Source organism: Lachnoanaerobaculum sp. OBRC5-5 (assembly GCF_000296385.1).
GTDB lineage: Bacteria > Bacillota > Clostridia > Lachnospirales > Lachnospiraceae > Lachnoanaerobaculum.
On sequence record NZ_JH815185.1, the window covers coordinates 336474 to 351257 of the forward strand.

Consider the following 14784-nt stretch of genomic DNA (forward strand, 5'->3'; position numbering starts at 1 on the left):
ATGAAAATTGATAGTATAATAAAGATGTTGAAACAGATAGAAGAATGTTGAGGTATTTATGGTAAAGAAAATAGGAATAGTCAGTTTATCAAGTGGTGTTTTAGGAGAAAGTTTTATTAAGCATGAACTTAAAATAGGTGTGGAAAGATTAAATAAATACGGTATAGAGGTTAAATTTTTGCCTAATTCGCTTAAGGGTATGGACTTTATAAAAGAACATCCCGAATGTAGAGCTAAAGATTTGATAGAAGCGTTTAAGGATGACTCTATTGATATGATTTTATGTGCAATAGGAGGAGTAGATACATATAAACTTTTGCCATATCTGTTTGAAAACAATGAGCTGAAAAGGCACGTTAAACAAAAAATATTCTTAGGCTTTTCAGATACCACCAAAAATCATTTTATGCTAAATAAAGTGGCAATAAAAACATTCTACGGTCAGGCATTTTTACCTGATATATGTGAGCTCTCAAATGATATGTTGCCATATACAAAAAAATACTTTGAGGAGCTTATTACAACAGGAAAAATAAAAGAAATACGTCCAAGTGAGTTTTGGTATAAGGAAAGAGAAGACTTCAGTGAGAATTCTATCGGAGTTGATATGGAAAAATATAAAAATACCGGATTTGAATTACTTTGCGGTAAGCCGGTATTTAAAGGTAAGATTTTGGGCGGTTGCATTGATTCAATTTATGATATATTTGATAATTCAAGATTTGAAGATACGGTATCTCTTTGTAAAAAATATGATTTATTCCCAAGTCTTGAAGGTTGGAAGAATAAAATTTTATTGTTGGAAACAAGTGAGGAAAAACCTGAACCGAAACTATATAGAAAAATGATCGAAGCTTTAAAAGATTATGGAATATTTGATGTGCTCTCAGGTGTTTTAGTCGGAAAGCCTCAAGATGAGGTATATTATGAGGAGTATAAGCAAATTTTACTTGAGGAAATCGGAGATAAAGACTTATCTGTTGTTTATAATATAAATGTGGGGCATGCAACACCGAGGTGTATTATTCCTTTCGGAGTTGAAGCCGAGGTAAATGTAGATAAGCAGGTGATTGTTTTTGATAATTAAATCGGATGCTTGTTGCAGAAATACTTAAGGAGGCTATGTGTTTTTAAAATATAATAAAAACGAGAAGCCGGAATTCAATTATAAGAGGGCATGTGGCTTATGGTTGATTTTGGTAGCAGCAGTTATTTTAGCGGCTACTTTTGTTGGCGGAAAACAAATCATAAATATGCAGGTGTTTTGCTTAGGATATATTATCAGCTTTTTTTCTGTTAATATGAATAAAAAAGTACTAAATAAATTGTCTGATGGAAGTTCCTCTGAATTTCAAAGAAAAGTGTCGTTATATGCAATTATTTTATTGCTTGTATTAATGTCACTACTTGGTGGACCGTTCTTTGCCGATGAGAATTGGAGATTGATTTGGTTGGGAGCATTGATGGCGACCGCAATACACTTTTTTATGTATTACTTTGTACATGGAAAATCAATGATTTATTTAGGTGCTGTTTGTTCCTTGAATATTTTGACAGGATATATTTTCTCAGGCATTCCTGTAACTGTGATTGCATATATTGATGCGGCAATTAAGTTCATAATTGGAATTTACCTGTTGTTTTTTTCAAAGCCGTCAAAGCAGAGATGAATTTTAGTGTATAGAGGTAAGTAAGTTGAGATATATACTTTTATTGCGTGGTATAAATGTTGGTGGAAAGAATAAAGTCGCTATGAGTGAATTGAAAGTTTTGTTAACTGAATTGGGATTTGAGGATGTTGATTCTTACATTAACAGCGGGAATTTATTCTTTAACAGTGGGGAAAGCTATGAAAGTTGTATCTCTAAGATAAAATATTTATTGGAGACAAATTTTAACTTTTCAATCCCTTTTACTTTAATTAGTAAAGAAGAGTACTTGAAAGAGAAGGAGAGACTTCCAAAATGGTGGTATGAAGAAATGGCAAGAAGAGACGTTTTATTCTTTTCCTATGATTTGGATAGAAGCAAAATCTTTGACTTTATAGACAAATCCACGTTTTATAATGAAATAGTTTACATTGGTAAAAATGCTGTATTTTGGGGAAAGTATGATGAATCGGAATACATGAAAACTATATACCACAAAAAGCTTATAAAACAGGAATTTTATAAGCAGGTAACAATACGGAATGGAAATACATTTGAAAAGACAGCTAAGATCCTTGAAAAATAAAGGCCAGGTTATATGAATAGCTAAGGCCTAATTTTTCCTGTATTTATATCATTTAGATAATACAAAATAAATCTTAAGAAAATAATTTGTTGATTAATTGAAAAGTTAAATGTAATATTTTTATATATAAAGTAGGGTATTTTGTTAATATAAATATTTAAAGTGATAAATATAATATTAAAAATTCTGTGTATATTTATTACACTGATGAATATTGTAGTGGAGGGCAACAAATGAAAAAAAGAATATGGTGTATTGCTTTAGTGTTAGGAATTGCGACAATTTTTAGCGGCTGTGGAGTTAGTTCTAATAAGACAGATGCGGAAACAAATAAAACTGAAATATCCTCATCTGTGGAAGCATCTAAGAAAAAAACGACAAAAAATAAAAAGGATTTAATATGTCCTACGAGACTTGGTTCTCTTGGTTGGTTTGATTCTTTACCTAAAGGTGAACATGTATGTTTTGCCGGTGTGATAGGTGCATTAAGCAATTATCAAAGAGGAAGTGTTACAAATAAAAGAGAAAATGTTGCAGGTGAAACACCGGTAGTAAATCCGTTCAACGCTTTACTTATCAGAGAAAGCTTTACTGAAGAAAAGGCAAAAGATTATGAATTAAAATTTGCTGATAAACTTGAAGAAGTACCGGATATTCTTAGGACACAAAAGTTTTGGGGCATTGGATTAAAGGATTATGCTGGATTAGGTTCCGGTGATGATGATAAAATTGATATAATTGTTGACAAATCTGATAAAGTGAATATAAATGGATTTGATTTCATAAGAGAAGAGGGGCATATAAATTTTTTGAAAGCAGATAATAATGATCAGGATGTAAATAATGCCGCTTATTATGTTGGTTATTATTACACAACAAAAGGAGTGGATTCTGCTCTTCTTCAAGAGAATTCTGAGGAAATGATGGGAATGGCTGTATTTGTAACTTTTAGAGAAGGCGTAATTGCATTTTACACAGGAGAGGAAAACGATCGTGGTAAAGATATTACAGAGGAACAGATAAAAGCACTTCATAGCGGATCTGATTTGATTATGAGTACTCTGAGAAAAGAGAAGGGAAAGGCATCATATTCTATTTACTAATTTTGTAACATTGTAAATATAAAAGTGTTGACTATCAAATTATAAAAAGCTATTTTAATGTAGTGGTGAATGGCCCCGTGATAAGGGGCTATTTGATTTTTATAGGTATATATTTTATGAAATATACTTATTAAAAAACAAAAAGAAGTAAACTTGTTTATATACGGAAAAACAAATAAAAACAGTTATTTTAAATATTGTTGTATTTATAAATTTGTCGCAGTTTTTATTTTTTAGAAAAAGGGTACAAAGTGGATAATATAATTATAAAAGAAGCCTCTCCTGAGGATGCTTTGGCGAGAATAGAATATTCAAAGAAGATAGGAGCAGAGACGGATAATCTGTCATTTGGAGCGGAAGGTTTTCCTATTTCTGTTGAAGGAGAGGCGGAATATATTGAATCTGTTTTGAAAGATGAAAGATCATGCTCATTTTTTGCATGGAGAGATGGCGAAATTATCGGAGATGTAAGCTTAAGCGGAATGCCAAGGCGAATGAATCACAGAGCGGAACTTGGTATTATGGTTTTGAAATCCGAATGGAATAAAGGTCTTGGAAGCAGATTGCTTAAAATGGTGATAGAGTATGCCAAGTCACATGGTATTGAGATAATAAATCTTGAAGTTAGAAGTGATAATTTTAGGGCAATTCATGTCTATGAGAAGTTCGGATTCAGAAAAATCGGTACATCTTTCGCATATCTTAAAATAGGAGATTCATATATAGATTTTGATATAATGTATCTGGATTTGAGACAGAAAAATTATAGTTAGAATTTGTGGAGATGACCGGAAAATGAGAACCAAAAGAGTCGTAGTAGAAAAATGGAATCCGCAATGGAAATATGAATATGAAAAGATAGTAGCTTCATTAGGCAAAGATATCATTTACAATTCAATCAAAATTGAACATGTTGGAAGTACATCAGTTGAAGGACTATCAGCAAAACCCGTCATTGATCTTGATATTGTTATTGAAAAGGACAAATTTGCAATTATTAAGGAATTACTTAATAAAAAAGGATATGAACACGAGGGAGATTTGGGTATTGAAGGTAGAGAAGCTTTTTCATACTCCGGAAAAGAAGAATTGATGACACATCATTTATATGTATGTCCGAAAGATTCCAAGGAACTTTTTAAACATATTACATTTAGAAATTTTTTGAAAAATAATCCTGATTTAGCAGCTGAGTACTCAAAGGTGAAAGAACAGGCAGCAGTACTTTATCCGGATGATATAGATAAGTATATGGAATTCAAATCAAAAATTATTGAAAAGATTTATAAGAAGTGTAGGTTATTAGAATGAAAATAGCGGTAAGTGCATGTTTACTTGGAGAAAATTGTAAATATAACGGTAGAAATAATTACAGTGAAAAAGTAAGAGATTATACCAAAGGACATGAGGTAATACCTGTTTGTCCGGAAGTCCTTGGCGGACTGCCTATTCCAAGAGAACCTGCGGAAATAGTAAACGGTATAGTCAGTCTCAATGACGGCACCTCTGTTGATAAAGAATTTCGTGAAGGTGCAAGAGCAGCACTTGAGACAGTAAAAGAGCAAAATGCCGATATTGTTATATTACAGTCCAGAAGTCCCTCATGTGGGGTAAATGCGATATATGACGGTTCATTTTCAGGAAAAATTATATCAGGACAGGGTGTATTTGCAGATTTATTAAGGAGAAACGGAATAAAGGCGATAGATGTAGAGGATTTATAGATAGACAGGGGGCTGTCGGCTTTCTTAATCAAAATATAGAGGTAAACAAATGAATGATATTGATATATTATTTGATAAGATAAAACAACTTTCTAAAGCTGTTACAGAATCGAATTTTTCTGATTACAGTAAACAGGGGTATGATTTATTAATCGCTATACATGATTTGGGAATTTCAAAAGATTCTGTATATAATATTTTTTTTGAATATTATAAAAGCTTAGAGGAAGGATTATCAAAAGAGTGGTTTGCGGATATGCTTGATTACATATGTGGATGGTGCAATCCTGAAAAATATATTTGGAAAGATGAGTAATTTATAGGGCAGCTTTTAGCTGTCTTTTTGATTTGAAATATATTACAAAATAATTGATTACAAAATATTATTGTGTTAACATGACATTAAGGCATAAGGACATTTGAAAGTGAGTTTATTATGTATTTTATGAATGATTTAGGTGGTTTTTTAGGAATTACATCTTTAGCAGGTGTATTAAGTTTATTGTTAGTGTTGTACAGTATAATACATATAAATCCAATAAGGTATACTTTATTGGAGTATGATAAGAAAGTGGAATATAGTTTTAAGCGGTTAATTATTAGTATTGTATTTATCATTTTTTTGTTATTTATTTTATTTTCAACATTATATATAACTAATGATAATAAATTCAGCTATTTTAAATTATTTAGTGGGTCACTATTTCTTATTCTATCAATCATTGCAATCATTGCAAACGTTGCTTTTATATGGAACCTTAATAAACAAATTGGAGCTATGAGGTATAAATTTTGGACGAAGATAAGGATTATATGTATAAGAGAAGATTTGATTTTACCTCTTATAGCTTCATGGATTGGTATTTATTACTTTTCCTTATCTTTTTCATATATTTGTAAACAAATGCCTAAAGTTTCAATGATTATTGTTGTTCTGGGAAGTGTAATTTTCATTCCTACACTAATTTATGGAGTGTATAAAAAAAGTGGTACAGAACAAAATATTGCATATTATTATGCTTATGAAAAGAAGAATGATAATAATCGCGATAATGTATTATATCTATATGAAAAAAATGATGAAATTTTTATATGTAGATATAGAAATTATTCGAAGGTCAGTAAAGAAGAAAGTGATAAATTATCAAAAGAATTAACTGGATGCAAAAATCATATTATCAGTAATTTAAGTGATAATAGTGATAACAAACAAAGTATTATTAATATGGTAGTAAAGGTTGAAAAATACAATAAACACGGATATATTGAATTAGGTGATTTATGCGTGCGTAATTTTGTTGACAAGATAAAAAATTATGACTTTACTACAAATAATATAGAAGAATCTAATTTTAAAGAAGAATTGGAGAATTTTCTTACAGAAATGGAAGAACTTACTTGCATAAAGTTAGTAGATATCGATTCGATAAAAGATGGGAAAATATACCCTTATCTGGATAATATAGAAAAGTTTAATAATCTAATTTAATTTATAGGGCAGCTTTTAGCTGTCTTTTTTGATTGACAAAGAATTTCAAATATTATATACTCAAAAATGTAAACGCTTACATTACTAGAGAGCGAAAAAGGGAAACAAAGTCTGAAGATATGAAGCGAATATATCAATGTATAAAGCTAAGATGCGGAAGCTGAAAGATGACATTGAAGTAGGTAAAATTATTTCAATGATAACAGATTACTGATGGCAATGGCTGCAGTAGTTAATAAAAAATATTAGGAGTATAATATGAAGGCTAAAGAGAGAATCATCCAATTTGGTGAAGGCGGTTTTTTGAGAGGGTTTGTAGACTATTTCTTCCAGAAGTTAAATGACAAGGGTTTGTTTGAGGGATCGGTTGTGGTTGTTCAACCTATAAAGACCGGTATGTGTGAGATGCTTGAAGCGCAAAACTGTGAATACAATCTTTTTTTAAGAGGAGTTGATAACGGTAAGGTGGTAGATGAGCATACTCATATAGATGTTATCAGCAGATGTATCAATCCATATGATGACTATGAAGGATATTTGAATCTTGCAAAGAATCCTGATTTCAGATTTATTGTTTCAAATACAACGGAAGCCGGAATAGTGTATGAAGATGATAACAAGCTTTCAGATAAACCTGCAAACAGCTTTCCGGCAAAACTTACAGCTCTTTTATATGAGAGATTTAAAGCAGGATTGCCGGGATTTATTATACTTTCATGTGAACTTATAGATCACAATGGTGAAGAACTTTTAAAATGTTGTAAGCAGTATGCCTCCAAATGGGAGCTTGGAGCGGATTTTGCTTCATGGCTTGAAAAAGAAAACAGCTTCTGTTCTACATTGGTTGACAGAATTGTTACAGGATTCCCAAGAGATGAACATAAGGCACTTGAGGAGAGAATCGGTCAAAAGGACAATATGATGGATACAGCCGAGATTTTCCACCTTTGGGTAATACAGGGAAATCACGAGGATGAGCTTCCGCTACAAAAGGCAGGTTTTAATGTAGTTTGGACAGACAATGTGGATCCGTATAAGAAGAGAAAGGTTCGCATACTTAACGGAGCACATACTTCAATGGTCTTAGCTGCAAGATTGTACGGACTTGAGACAGTAGGCGAGTGCATGAAGGATGAAAAGGTATCATCACTTCTTAGAAAATCTGTGTTTGAGGAAATAATACCTACAATAGGAGATACCGAGGACAACAGAAAGTTTGGTGAGGCTGTATTTGAGAGATTTTCAAATCCTTTTATCAAGCATCAGCTTTTATCAATTGCGCTTAATTCAGTGTCAAAGTTCAGAGCAAGAGTACTTCCTACAATATTGGAATATAAGGCTGAAAACGGAAAGTATCCTGAGATACTAAGTTTTTCATTGGCTGCACTTATTGCATTCTATAAGACGGACGAGGCAAATGACGGTGAAGAGATTGTACAGTTTATGAAGAGCGCTTCGGTAGCGGATATCTTAAAGAGAGAAGATTACTGGGGTGAGGACCTTAGCGATATGTATGATATCGTAAACAGATGGTTTGAAAAGATAGAAAAGGACGGTGTAGCGGCTTGCTATGATGAACTCTTAAAATAAGTTGTTTAAAGGTGGAGGAAACTTCACCTTTTTTATTTTGTTCTAAAGGCTTTAGTGTTGGCTGCAAATTCTTATTCCCGGGGAAGATATCAATTGAAAAAAATATGAAGAGTGATATAATTCAGTCAAGATATATAGACTGTGAAAATTAATTAGAATTAGGAAGGAGTTAATGACGGTTATTTTGTGTCATCACATACAACTACAGCTATTGAACGTGAGATACAGTTTAATCAAGAGTCGGAAGAAATAAATGGGGGAAATGCCTATGCAAAAAAAGCTGATTGAGCGGATTATAGCATTTGCTATTTGCGGTATAGAATTTATTATAATAATTCTTATATTGTGTATTAATGGATATAATTCTATAAAAAAGCCAATAGGTAGTACATATTGTGCAGATCAAATTTTTGATGTAGTGAATTCAGATGCTATTTCTTTTTTTGGAACTGATTTCTATGGAGATGGGACATATATGGACACAAAGACCCGTGAATATAGAAATTATACAATAGATCCCGGTGAGAGTTTTTGTACGATTACATTGGATAACGGCTCATATGCCATATATGATTATAAGAATACAGTTTGTGTTATTACACCGGGAGTAGGGGTAAAATATTATACAAGAGTGGGAAATTCAAGCGGAGCATTTGTTCTACAAAAACTTGATTAGAAGTAATCAATATTATTTTCACAGTCTATTGATTTAATTGTTTTATGGAGGTTAAGATGAATAATAAAGCTGCAAAGATATCGGTATTTATATTTTTTTGTATTTTCTCTTTAAATATTTGCATCAATTCATTTGGTATCACTCCTCCTTCAAATGATGTTTTAATAAATGCTCTTTCAAAAAATGGGGAGCCTAATCAAAATGTTGTAAATAATACCGATTTATTCTTTGTATATAATGCGGTGCCTGTCAGCAAAATTAAATCTGAGGATAAACTTAGAGAACTTGTCTTTGAGTCGAATACAGATACTATTGATATGAAGGACTCCAACTGGGTTGTGACGGAATATAAGCCGTCAAATGAATATTTGGAAAGAATACTTTCGTATGATAAAAACGGTAATCTTTTTGAAGCCGAAAATTTAATTTATGAGGACAAAAATTACACAACAATAGCTCTGATGTCCGAGCTTTTAGGTGAACAATATAATACAGGAATGACAAATATCCTCGTACTTGGGGCAGACAGAGCCACACCCTTCGGATCGGTATTGTTGGTGAAAGTTTTTGATGATGATTCATTAAAAGTAGGGGTTTTAGTCGATATTGAGAGAGATAAGATTTCTATAAAAAAGGGCTGGTATAGCTTTGATAAAATCAAAAAAATTATAGCTTTATATAATTCAGATAAAATCAGTGTAGGAAATTCAATCATAGTATTAATCGGGGGAATAATCGCTGTTTTATCGGTAGGATTTATTTTATATAAAAAATATTTCAATAAGATTTATTTTATAAACAAGTAGATTTTTTAAGTGTATTTTGATGTATTTATATGATAAACTGGCATCAGTACAGGTGAAAGGAGAAACGGCAAAATGAGAGTTGTTGTTGCCATTGATTCATTTAAAGGAAGTATGTCTTCTTTGGAGGCAGGTGAAGCTATATCAAAGGGAATAAGAAACGCACATAAGGATGCGGAAGTTGAAATAAGACCGCTTGCAGACGGTGGTGAGGGCACGGTGGAAGCTCTTTCTATCGGTATGGGTGGAAGGCTTATAAATGTTGATGTAACAGGACCGGCAGGAAAAAGTGTAAACGCTGTTTACGGAATAGTCGATTCAAGCAAAACAGCTATAATAGAAATGTCACAGGCTGCAGGCATTACCTTGGTAAGCGGTGATGAAAAGAATCCTTTATATACTACAACATTCGGAGTAGGAGAGCTTATAAAGGATGCCATAAATAAAGGCTGCAGGCATTTTGTAGTTGGAATAGGCGGTTCCGCAACAAATGACTGTGGAATAGGAATGCTTCAGGCACTGGGATATGAGTTCCTTGATAAAGAAGGTAAGCAGGTAGGATTCGGAGCAAGCGGTGTCAGAGATATTGAAAGCATAAGAGATGAGAATGTAATAAAAGAACTTTCGGAATGTTATTTCAGAGTGGCATGTGATGTAAACAATCCTTTGTGCGGAGATCTGGGCTGTTCTGCAATATACGGACCACAAAAAGGTGCTACAAAGGAAATGGTAGCCGATATGGACGGATGGCTTAAGAGTTATTCAAAAATCGTAAAGGAAAAATATCCCGATGCAGACTGTGAATATCCCGGAACCGGTGCGGCAGGCGGACTTGGATATGCATTCTTTAACTTTACAAATTCAAAGCTTGAATCGGGAATAAAAATAGTCCTTGATGAGACAAAGCTTGAGGAATATGTAAAGAATGCGGATATTGTAGTTACAGGAGAGGGCAGACTCGATCATCAGACTGTTATGGGAAAGGCTCCTGTAGGTGTGGCAAATATCGCAAAGAAGTATAACAAAAAAGTTATAGCATTCTCAGGAAGTGTAACAGAGGATGCTGGAGTTTGTAATGAACACGGTATTGACGCCTTCTTTCCTATCTTAAGAAGAATAGTTACATTGGAAGAGGCGATGCAAACAGATACTGCAAAGAAAAATCTGACAGATACTGCGGAGCAGGTATTCAGGCTATTGTAAAAATAAAATCCCCGGGATTTTGGAATTCACCAAATACCGAGGATTATTTTTATAATTTAAGATCGCCTGTCTTTACCAGTCCCATCTTTTTCACAAACATATGAATAACAGGTGTGATAACAGCCGGAAGAACAAATGATATAAATATAAGTCCTATCCAGTCAAAAGAAGTAATGGAAGCTTTGCTTCCGTTTGCAATATCGCTTACCCAACCTGTATACACTCCGATCTGCCCTACAAGACCGCAGGTACCCATACCTGATGATACAGCAGCACCGTTCATTTGCAGTTTAAATATACATGTAGCAATAGGTCCTGTAATCATAGATGTAATACATGGTGCAATCCAAATGCGTGGATTCTTTACTATATTGCCCATTTGCAACATAGATGTTCCAATACCTTGAGATATAAGTCCTGACCATTTGTTCTCGGGAAATGAAATGATTGCAAAGCCGACCATCTGTGCACAGCAGCCTGCCAAAGCGGCACCGCCTGCAAGTCCTGTAAGTCCAAGAGCCGCACAAATGGCTGCCGATGATATAGGAAGTGTAAGTGCCACACCGACAAGAAGTGAAACCAGTATACCCATAAGGAAAGGTTGAAGGCTTGTGGCCCACATAATTACAGTTCCAAGCTTCATAGCGGCTTTTCCAAGAGTTGGTGCAAGTATAGCTGATAAAAAGATTCCGACAGATATTGTTACCAGAGGTGTAACAAGTATATCTATCTTGGTTTCTTTTGAAACCATTTTTCCGACTTCAGATGCTATAATAGCAACAAATAATACTGCCAAAGGTCCGCCTGCACCACCCAGTGCATTGGAAGCAAAACCTACAGTAATCAAGGAAAAGAGTACAAGCGGCGGAGTATTGAGTGCATAGCCGATAGCAACAGCCATTGCCGGACCGCTCATAGCACTTGCCAGAGATCCTACCGTATATTCAACCCCTGCAATAGTAGCAACCGTACTTGTAAGAAAAGAAATCTGAAACTGCTTACCTACAGTATTTATAATAGTACCTATAAGTAGTGAACAAAACAGTCCCTGTGCCATAGCGCCCAAAGCATCAATGCCGTAACGCTTGGCTGAAATTACAATATCTTTCCTTTTGAAAAATAATTTTAGCTTTTCCATAGAAGCCCTCCATAGACGTGTATTTTTGTTTCAATGTTTATTCTAGAATTAAATTGAAATTTGTCAAGGAAAAAAATATTTATATATTGACGGTTATACTTGTATATGTTAGAATACTTAAGATTAAGGATGCAAAGTCCTTTTTTTTTGGATTTTCAAGTCTAATTCGAACAATGGAGGTGGAGATTGTGCGTACAAAGATAACACTTGCTTGTACAGAGTGCAAGCAGAGAAACTATAATACGACAAAGGATAAGAAAAATCATCCTGACCGTATGGAAATTAAAAAGTATTGTAGGTTCTGTAGAACTCATACAGTGCATAAGGAAACAAAATAGGAGTAATTATGGCTGAAGGAAAAAGCGGAAAGATATCTGACTTTTGGAAGGGAATAAAGACAGAGTTTAAAAAGATAGTATGGCCAACAAAGGATGATATTGTAAAGCAAACTATTGCTGTTATTTCATCATCTATTGTACTTGGTATTATAATATCAATACTTGACTTTATCTTCAAATTTTTACTAAACTTTGTTCTTAAATAGGTGAAAATATGGCAGAGGCACAATGGTTCGTAGCCCATACTTATTCAGGCTATGAGAATAAAGTAAAAGTAGATATTGAAAAGACAATTGAGAATCGCGGACTTCAAGATCAGATACTTGAGGTTACGGTTCCTATGGAGACCATACTTGAAGTAAAAAATGGTGTCGAAAAATCGTCAGATAAAAAACTTTTCCCCGGATATGTTCTTATACATATGTATATGAATGATGAAACCTGGTATGTTGTAAGGAATACCAGAGGCGTTACAGGTTTCGTAGGCCCGGGAAGCAAGCCGGTACCACTCACCGAAGATGAACTTGTAGCACTTGGCTACAGTGGCAATGCCGCAAAGCCGGAAGCAAGACTTGAGGTTGACCTTAAGGAAGGCGATATGGTTACAGTCATCAGCGGAGCATGGAAGGATACCGTGGGAGTGATTACCGCTGTCAACGAAAAGAGGAAAACTGTTTCTATTAATGTAGAAATGTTTGGACGCGAGACAAAAGTAGAGCTCGAGTTCACAGAAGTTAAGAAGATGTAATTTATTACATAGTTGCATTTATTTAAATGCGTGGGAGGGAAATCCCCGAAATTACCACAAGGAGGTGCCATATGGCAAAGAAAGTTACAGGATATATCAAATTGCAGATACCTGCTGGTAAAGCAACACCGGCTCCACCTGTCGGTCCGGCTCTCGGACAGCATGGTGTAAACATAGTTGAGTTTACAAAGCAGTTTAATGCAAGAACAGCAGATCAGGGAGACTTAATCATCCCTGTTGTTATCACAGTTTATGCAGATAGAAGCTTTAGTTTCATAACTAAGACTCCACCGGCTGCAGTTTTACTTAAGAAAGCATGTAAAATCTCTTCAGGTTCAGGCGTACCTAACAAGACAAAGGTAGCTAAGATTACAAGAGCACAGCTTGAGGAAATCGCTACTCTTAAGATGCCTGATCTTAACGCAGCAAATATTGATTCAGCTATCTCTATGATAGCAGGTACAGCCCGCTCAATGGGTATCACAGTAGAAGACTAATTTAGGAGGTAATATACATGAAACACGGAAAAAGATATGTTGAAGCTGCCAAATTAGTTGATCGTAGCGTACAGTATGATGCAAGCGAGGCAGTAGCTTTAATTAAGAAGACAGCAGTTGCTAAGTTCGATGAAACAATAGAATTACATATAAGAACAGGTCTTGATGGACGTCATGCAGACCAGCAGATTCGTGGTGCGGTAGTTCTACCACACGGAACAGGCAAGACTGTAAAAATCTTAGTATTCGCAAAGGGACCAAAGGCTGATGAGGCTTTGGCTGCCGGAGCAGACTATGTTGGAGCAGAGGAGCTTATTCCAAAGATCCAGAACGACGGTTGGTTAGATTTTGATGTTATCGTTGCAACACCTGATATGATGGGCGTTGTAGGACGCCTCGGTAAGGTACTCGGACCTAAGGGACTTATGCCGAACCCTAAGGCAGGTACAGTTACAATGGATGTTACAAAGGCTATCGCAGACATCAAAGCAGGTAAGGTAGAGTATCGTCTTGATAAGACAAACCTCGTTCACGTACCTGTAGGAAAGGCTTCATTCAGTGAGCAGCAGCTTTTGGAGAACTTCCAGAGCATTATGGATGCTATCAATAAGGCAAAACCAAGCACAGTTAAGGGTGCTTATCTTAAGAGTGTAGTTTTAACATCAACAATGGGTCCGGGAATCAGACTCAACGTTGCTAAAATTACAGGCTAATTAGCTAATATAATAAAGACGCGCAGACTGCCATGTACTCATAAAGAGTATGTGGCAGTTTTAATGTCAAGACAAAATTTCAGATTGGAGTATGTAATGGAAAAAGTTTTAGGTGTTATAATTTTATTTGTGATAGGTTTCGGACTTCGCTATCTTATGCGCATGCTTATGAGAGGGGCATTTAGATTGACGGGTAATGCTGTTAGAAAGATAGCTAATAAAGGGAACAATAATAGAGAAGACCAAAACGATTCTGATAAGCCGACAGCAAGATATATAGATTAAGACGGGAGTAATAGAAACAATGATACCGGTATAAAGTCATTGTTGCCAAAATTATAGTTAAAATAGACAATATAATAAAATATATAGATTACCACATGTTCATAAAGGATGTGTGGTATTTTTGTGTGATAAAATGTTTGAATCAGTCGGTTAAATCAAGTGATTAGTTAAAAAGCAAATAAAAATATATAGATAAGTTGATTTTAAAACTTGAAAATAGTATATGTATATATTAACATATA

At 34.4% G+C, this 14784-nt stretch carries 20 protein-coding genes; 19 read left to right on the top strand and 1 reads right to left on the bottom strand.

The features are described from left to right. Positions 1 to 58 precede the first annotated feature (58 nt). The 13 genes from HMPREF1135_RS01585 to HMPREF1135_RS01645 all read left to right on the top strand — a co-directional run bounded on the left by HMPREF1135_RS01585 (position 59) and on the right by HMPREF1135_RS01645 (position 10823). Positions 59 to 1087, top strand: coding sequence for a S66 family peptidase (locus HMPREF1135_RS01585; RefSeq protein WP_007591275.1), 1029 nt, complete (start codon positions 59 to 61; stop codon positions 1085 to 1087). A gap of 37 nt (positions 1088 to 1124) precedes the next feature. Further along, on the top strand, positions 1125 to 1670 hold the full coding sequence (locus HMPREF1135_RS01590; protein ID WP_007591276.1) for a DUF6609 family protein: 546 nt from the start codon (positions 1125 to 1127) through the stop codon (positions 1668 to 1670). Between the two features lie 25 nt (positions 1671 to 1695). Continuing rightward, complete coding sequence (locus tag HMPREF1135_RS01595; protein WP_007591277.1) at positions 1696 to 2235, top strand: DUF1697 domain-containing protein; 540 nt, start codon at positions 1696 to 1698, stop codon at positions 2233 to 2235. Positions 2236 to 2468: 233 nt separating this feature from the next. Beyond that, positions 2469 to 3338 (top strand): hypothetical protein, encoded by an 870-nt coding sequence (locus tag HMPREF1135_RS01600; RefSeq protein WP_007591278.1) that lies wholly within the window; start codon positions 2469 to 2471, stop codon positions 3336 to 3338. Between the two features lie 251 nt (positions 3339 to 3589). Next, the gene (locus HMPREF1135_RS01605) at positions 3590 to 4111 is read left to right on the top strand and encodes a GNAT family N-acetyltransferase (RefSeq protein ID WP_007591280.1); all 522 of its coding nucleotides are present in this window, start codon (positions 3590 to 3592) and stop codon (positions 4109 to 4111) included. A gap of 22 nt (positions 4112 to 4133) precedes the next feature. After that, complete coding sequence (locus HMPREF1135_RS01610; protein ID WP_007591283.1) at positions 4134 to 4649, top strand: GrpB family protein; 516 nt, start codon at positions 4134 to 4136, stop codon at positions 4647 to 4649. Further along, positions 4646 to 5062 (top strand): DUF523 domain-containing protein, encoded by a 417-nt coding sequence (locus HMPREF1135_RS01615; RefSeq protein WP_007591285.1) that lies wholly within the window; start codon positions 4646 to 4648, stop codon positions 5060 to 5062. Before HMPREF1135_RS01610 ends, HMPREF1135_RS01615 begins: the two co-directional genes overlap by 4 nt. 49 nt (positions 5063 to 5111) lie before the next feature. Then, a complete protein-coding gene (locus HMPREF1135_RS01620; protein WP_007591287.1) occupies positions 5112 to 5378 on the top strand; it encodes a hypothetical protein in 267 nt (88 codons plus the stop codon). A gap of 129 nt (positions 5379 to 5507) precedes the next feature. Further along, positions 5508 to 6551 carry a hypothetical protein gene (locus HMPREF1135_RS01625; protein WP_156804093.1) on the top strand — a complete coding sequence of 348 codons (1044 nt, stop codon included), beginning with the start codon at positions 5508 to 5510 and terminating at the stop codon, positions 6549 to 6551. Between the two features lie 258 nt (positions 6552 to 6809). After that, entirely contained in the window at positions 6810 to 8141 is a 1332-nt protein-coding gene (locus HMPREF1135_RS01630) for a tagaturonate reductase (RefSeq protein WP_007591291.1), read from the top strand. A 268-nt stretch (positions 8142 to 8409) separates the two neighbouring features. Further along, positions 8410 to 8817, top strand: coding sequence for a hypothetical protein (locus HMPREF1135_RS01635; protein WP_007591293.1), 408 nt, complete (start codon positions 8410 to 8412; stop codon positions 8815 to 8817). A gap of 56 nt (positions 8818 to 8873) precedes the next feature. Next, on the top strand, positions 8874 to 9623 hold the full coding sequence (locus HMPREF1135_RS01640) for a hypothetical protein (RefSeq protein ID WP_007591295.1): 750 nt from the start codon (positions 8874 to 8876) through the stop codon (positions 9621 to 9623). 72 nt (positions 9624 to 9695) lie between these two features. Continuing rightward, on the top strand, positions 9696 to 10823 hold the full coding sequence (locus tag HMPREF1135_RS01645) for a glycerate kinase family protein (RefSeq protein WP_007591296.1): 1128 nt from the start codon (positions 9696 to 9698) through the stop codon (positions 10821 to 10823). A 49-nt stretch (positions 10824 to 10872) separates the two neighbouring features. Here the strand turns inward: HMPREF1135_RS01645 and HMPREF1135_RS01650 are convergent, their stop codons facing one another. Further along, positions 10873 to 11961, bottom strand: a complete 1089-nt coding sequence (locus HMPREF1135_RS01650; protein WP_007591297.1) for a PTS transporter subunit IIC — start codon at positions 11959 to 11961, stop codon at positions 10873 to 10875. Positions 11962 to 12134: 173 nt separating this feature from the next. On the opposite strand from HMPREF1135_RS01650, the gene rpmG reads away from it, so the two are divergent. The 6 genes from rpmG (at position 12135) to HMPREF1135_RS01680 (ending at position 14542) form a co-directional block, all read left to right on the top strand. Next, positions 12135 to 12299: a 50S ribosomal protein L33 gene (rpmG, locus tag HMPREF1135_RS01655; protein WP_278321299.1), complete on the top strand. Its 165-nt coding sequence runs from the start codon at positions 12135 to 12137 to the stop codon at positions 12297 to 12299. An 8-nt stretch (positions 12300 to 12307) separates the two neighbouring features. After that, the gene (gene secE / locus HMPREF1135_RS01660; protein WP_007591298.1) at positions 12308 to 12505 is read left to right on the top strand and encodes a preprotein translocase subunit SecE; all 198 of its coding nucleotides are present in this window, start codon (positions 12308 to 12310) and stop codon (positions 12503 to 12505) included. An 8-nt stretch (positions 12506 to 12513) separates the two neighbouring features. Further along, positions 12514 to 13047, top strand: a complete 534-nt coding sequence (gene nusG / locus HMPREF1135_RS01665; RefSeq protein WP_007591300.1) for a transcription termination/antitermination protein NusG — start codon at positions 12514 to 12516, stop codon at positions 13045 to 13047. A 71-nt stretch (positions 13048 to 13118) separates the two neighbouring features. Next, positions 13119 to 13544 (top strand): 50S ribosomal protein L11, encoded by a 426-nt coding sequence (gene rplK, locus HMPREF1135_RS01670; RefSeq protein WP_007591302.1) that lies wholly within the window; start codon positions 13119 to 13121, stop codon positions 13542 to 13544. A 17-nt stretch (positions 13545 to 13561) separates the two neighbouring features. Then, positions 13562 to 14257 carry a 50S ribosomal protein L1 gene (gene rplA / locus HMPREF1135_RS01675; RefSeq protein WP_007591304.1) on the top strand — a complete coding sequence of 232 codons (696 nt, stop codon included), beginning with the start codon at positions 13562 to 13564 and terminating at the stop codon, positions 14255 to 14257. 63 nt (positions 14258 to 14320) lie between these two features. After that, positions 14321 to 14542, top strand: coding sequence for a hypothetical protein (locus tag HMPREF1135_RS01680; RefSeq protein ID WP_242824833.1), 222 nt, complete (start codon positions 14321 to 14323; stop codon positions 14540 to 14542). The last annotated feature ends 242 nt before the right edge of the window (positions 14543 to 14784 follow it).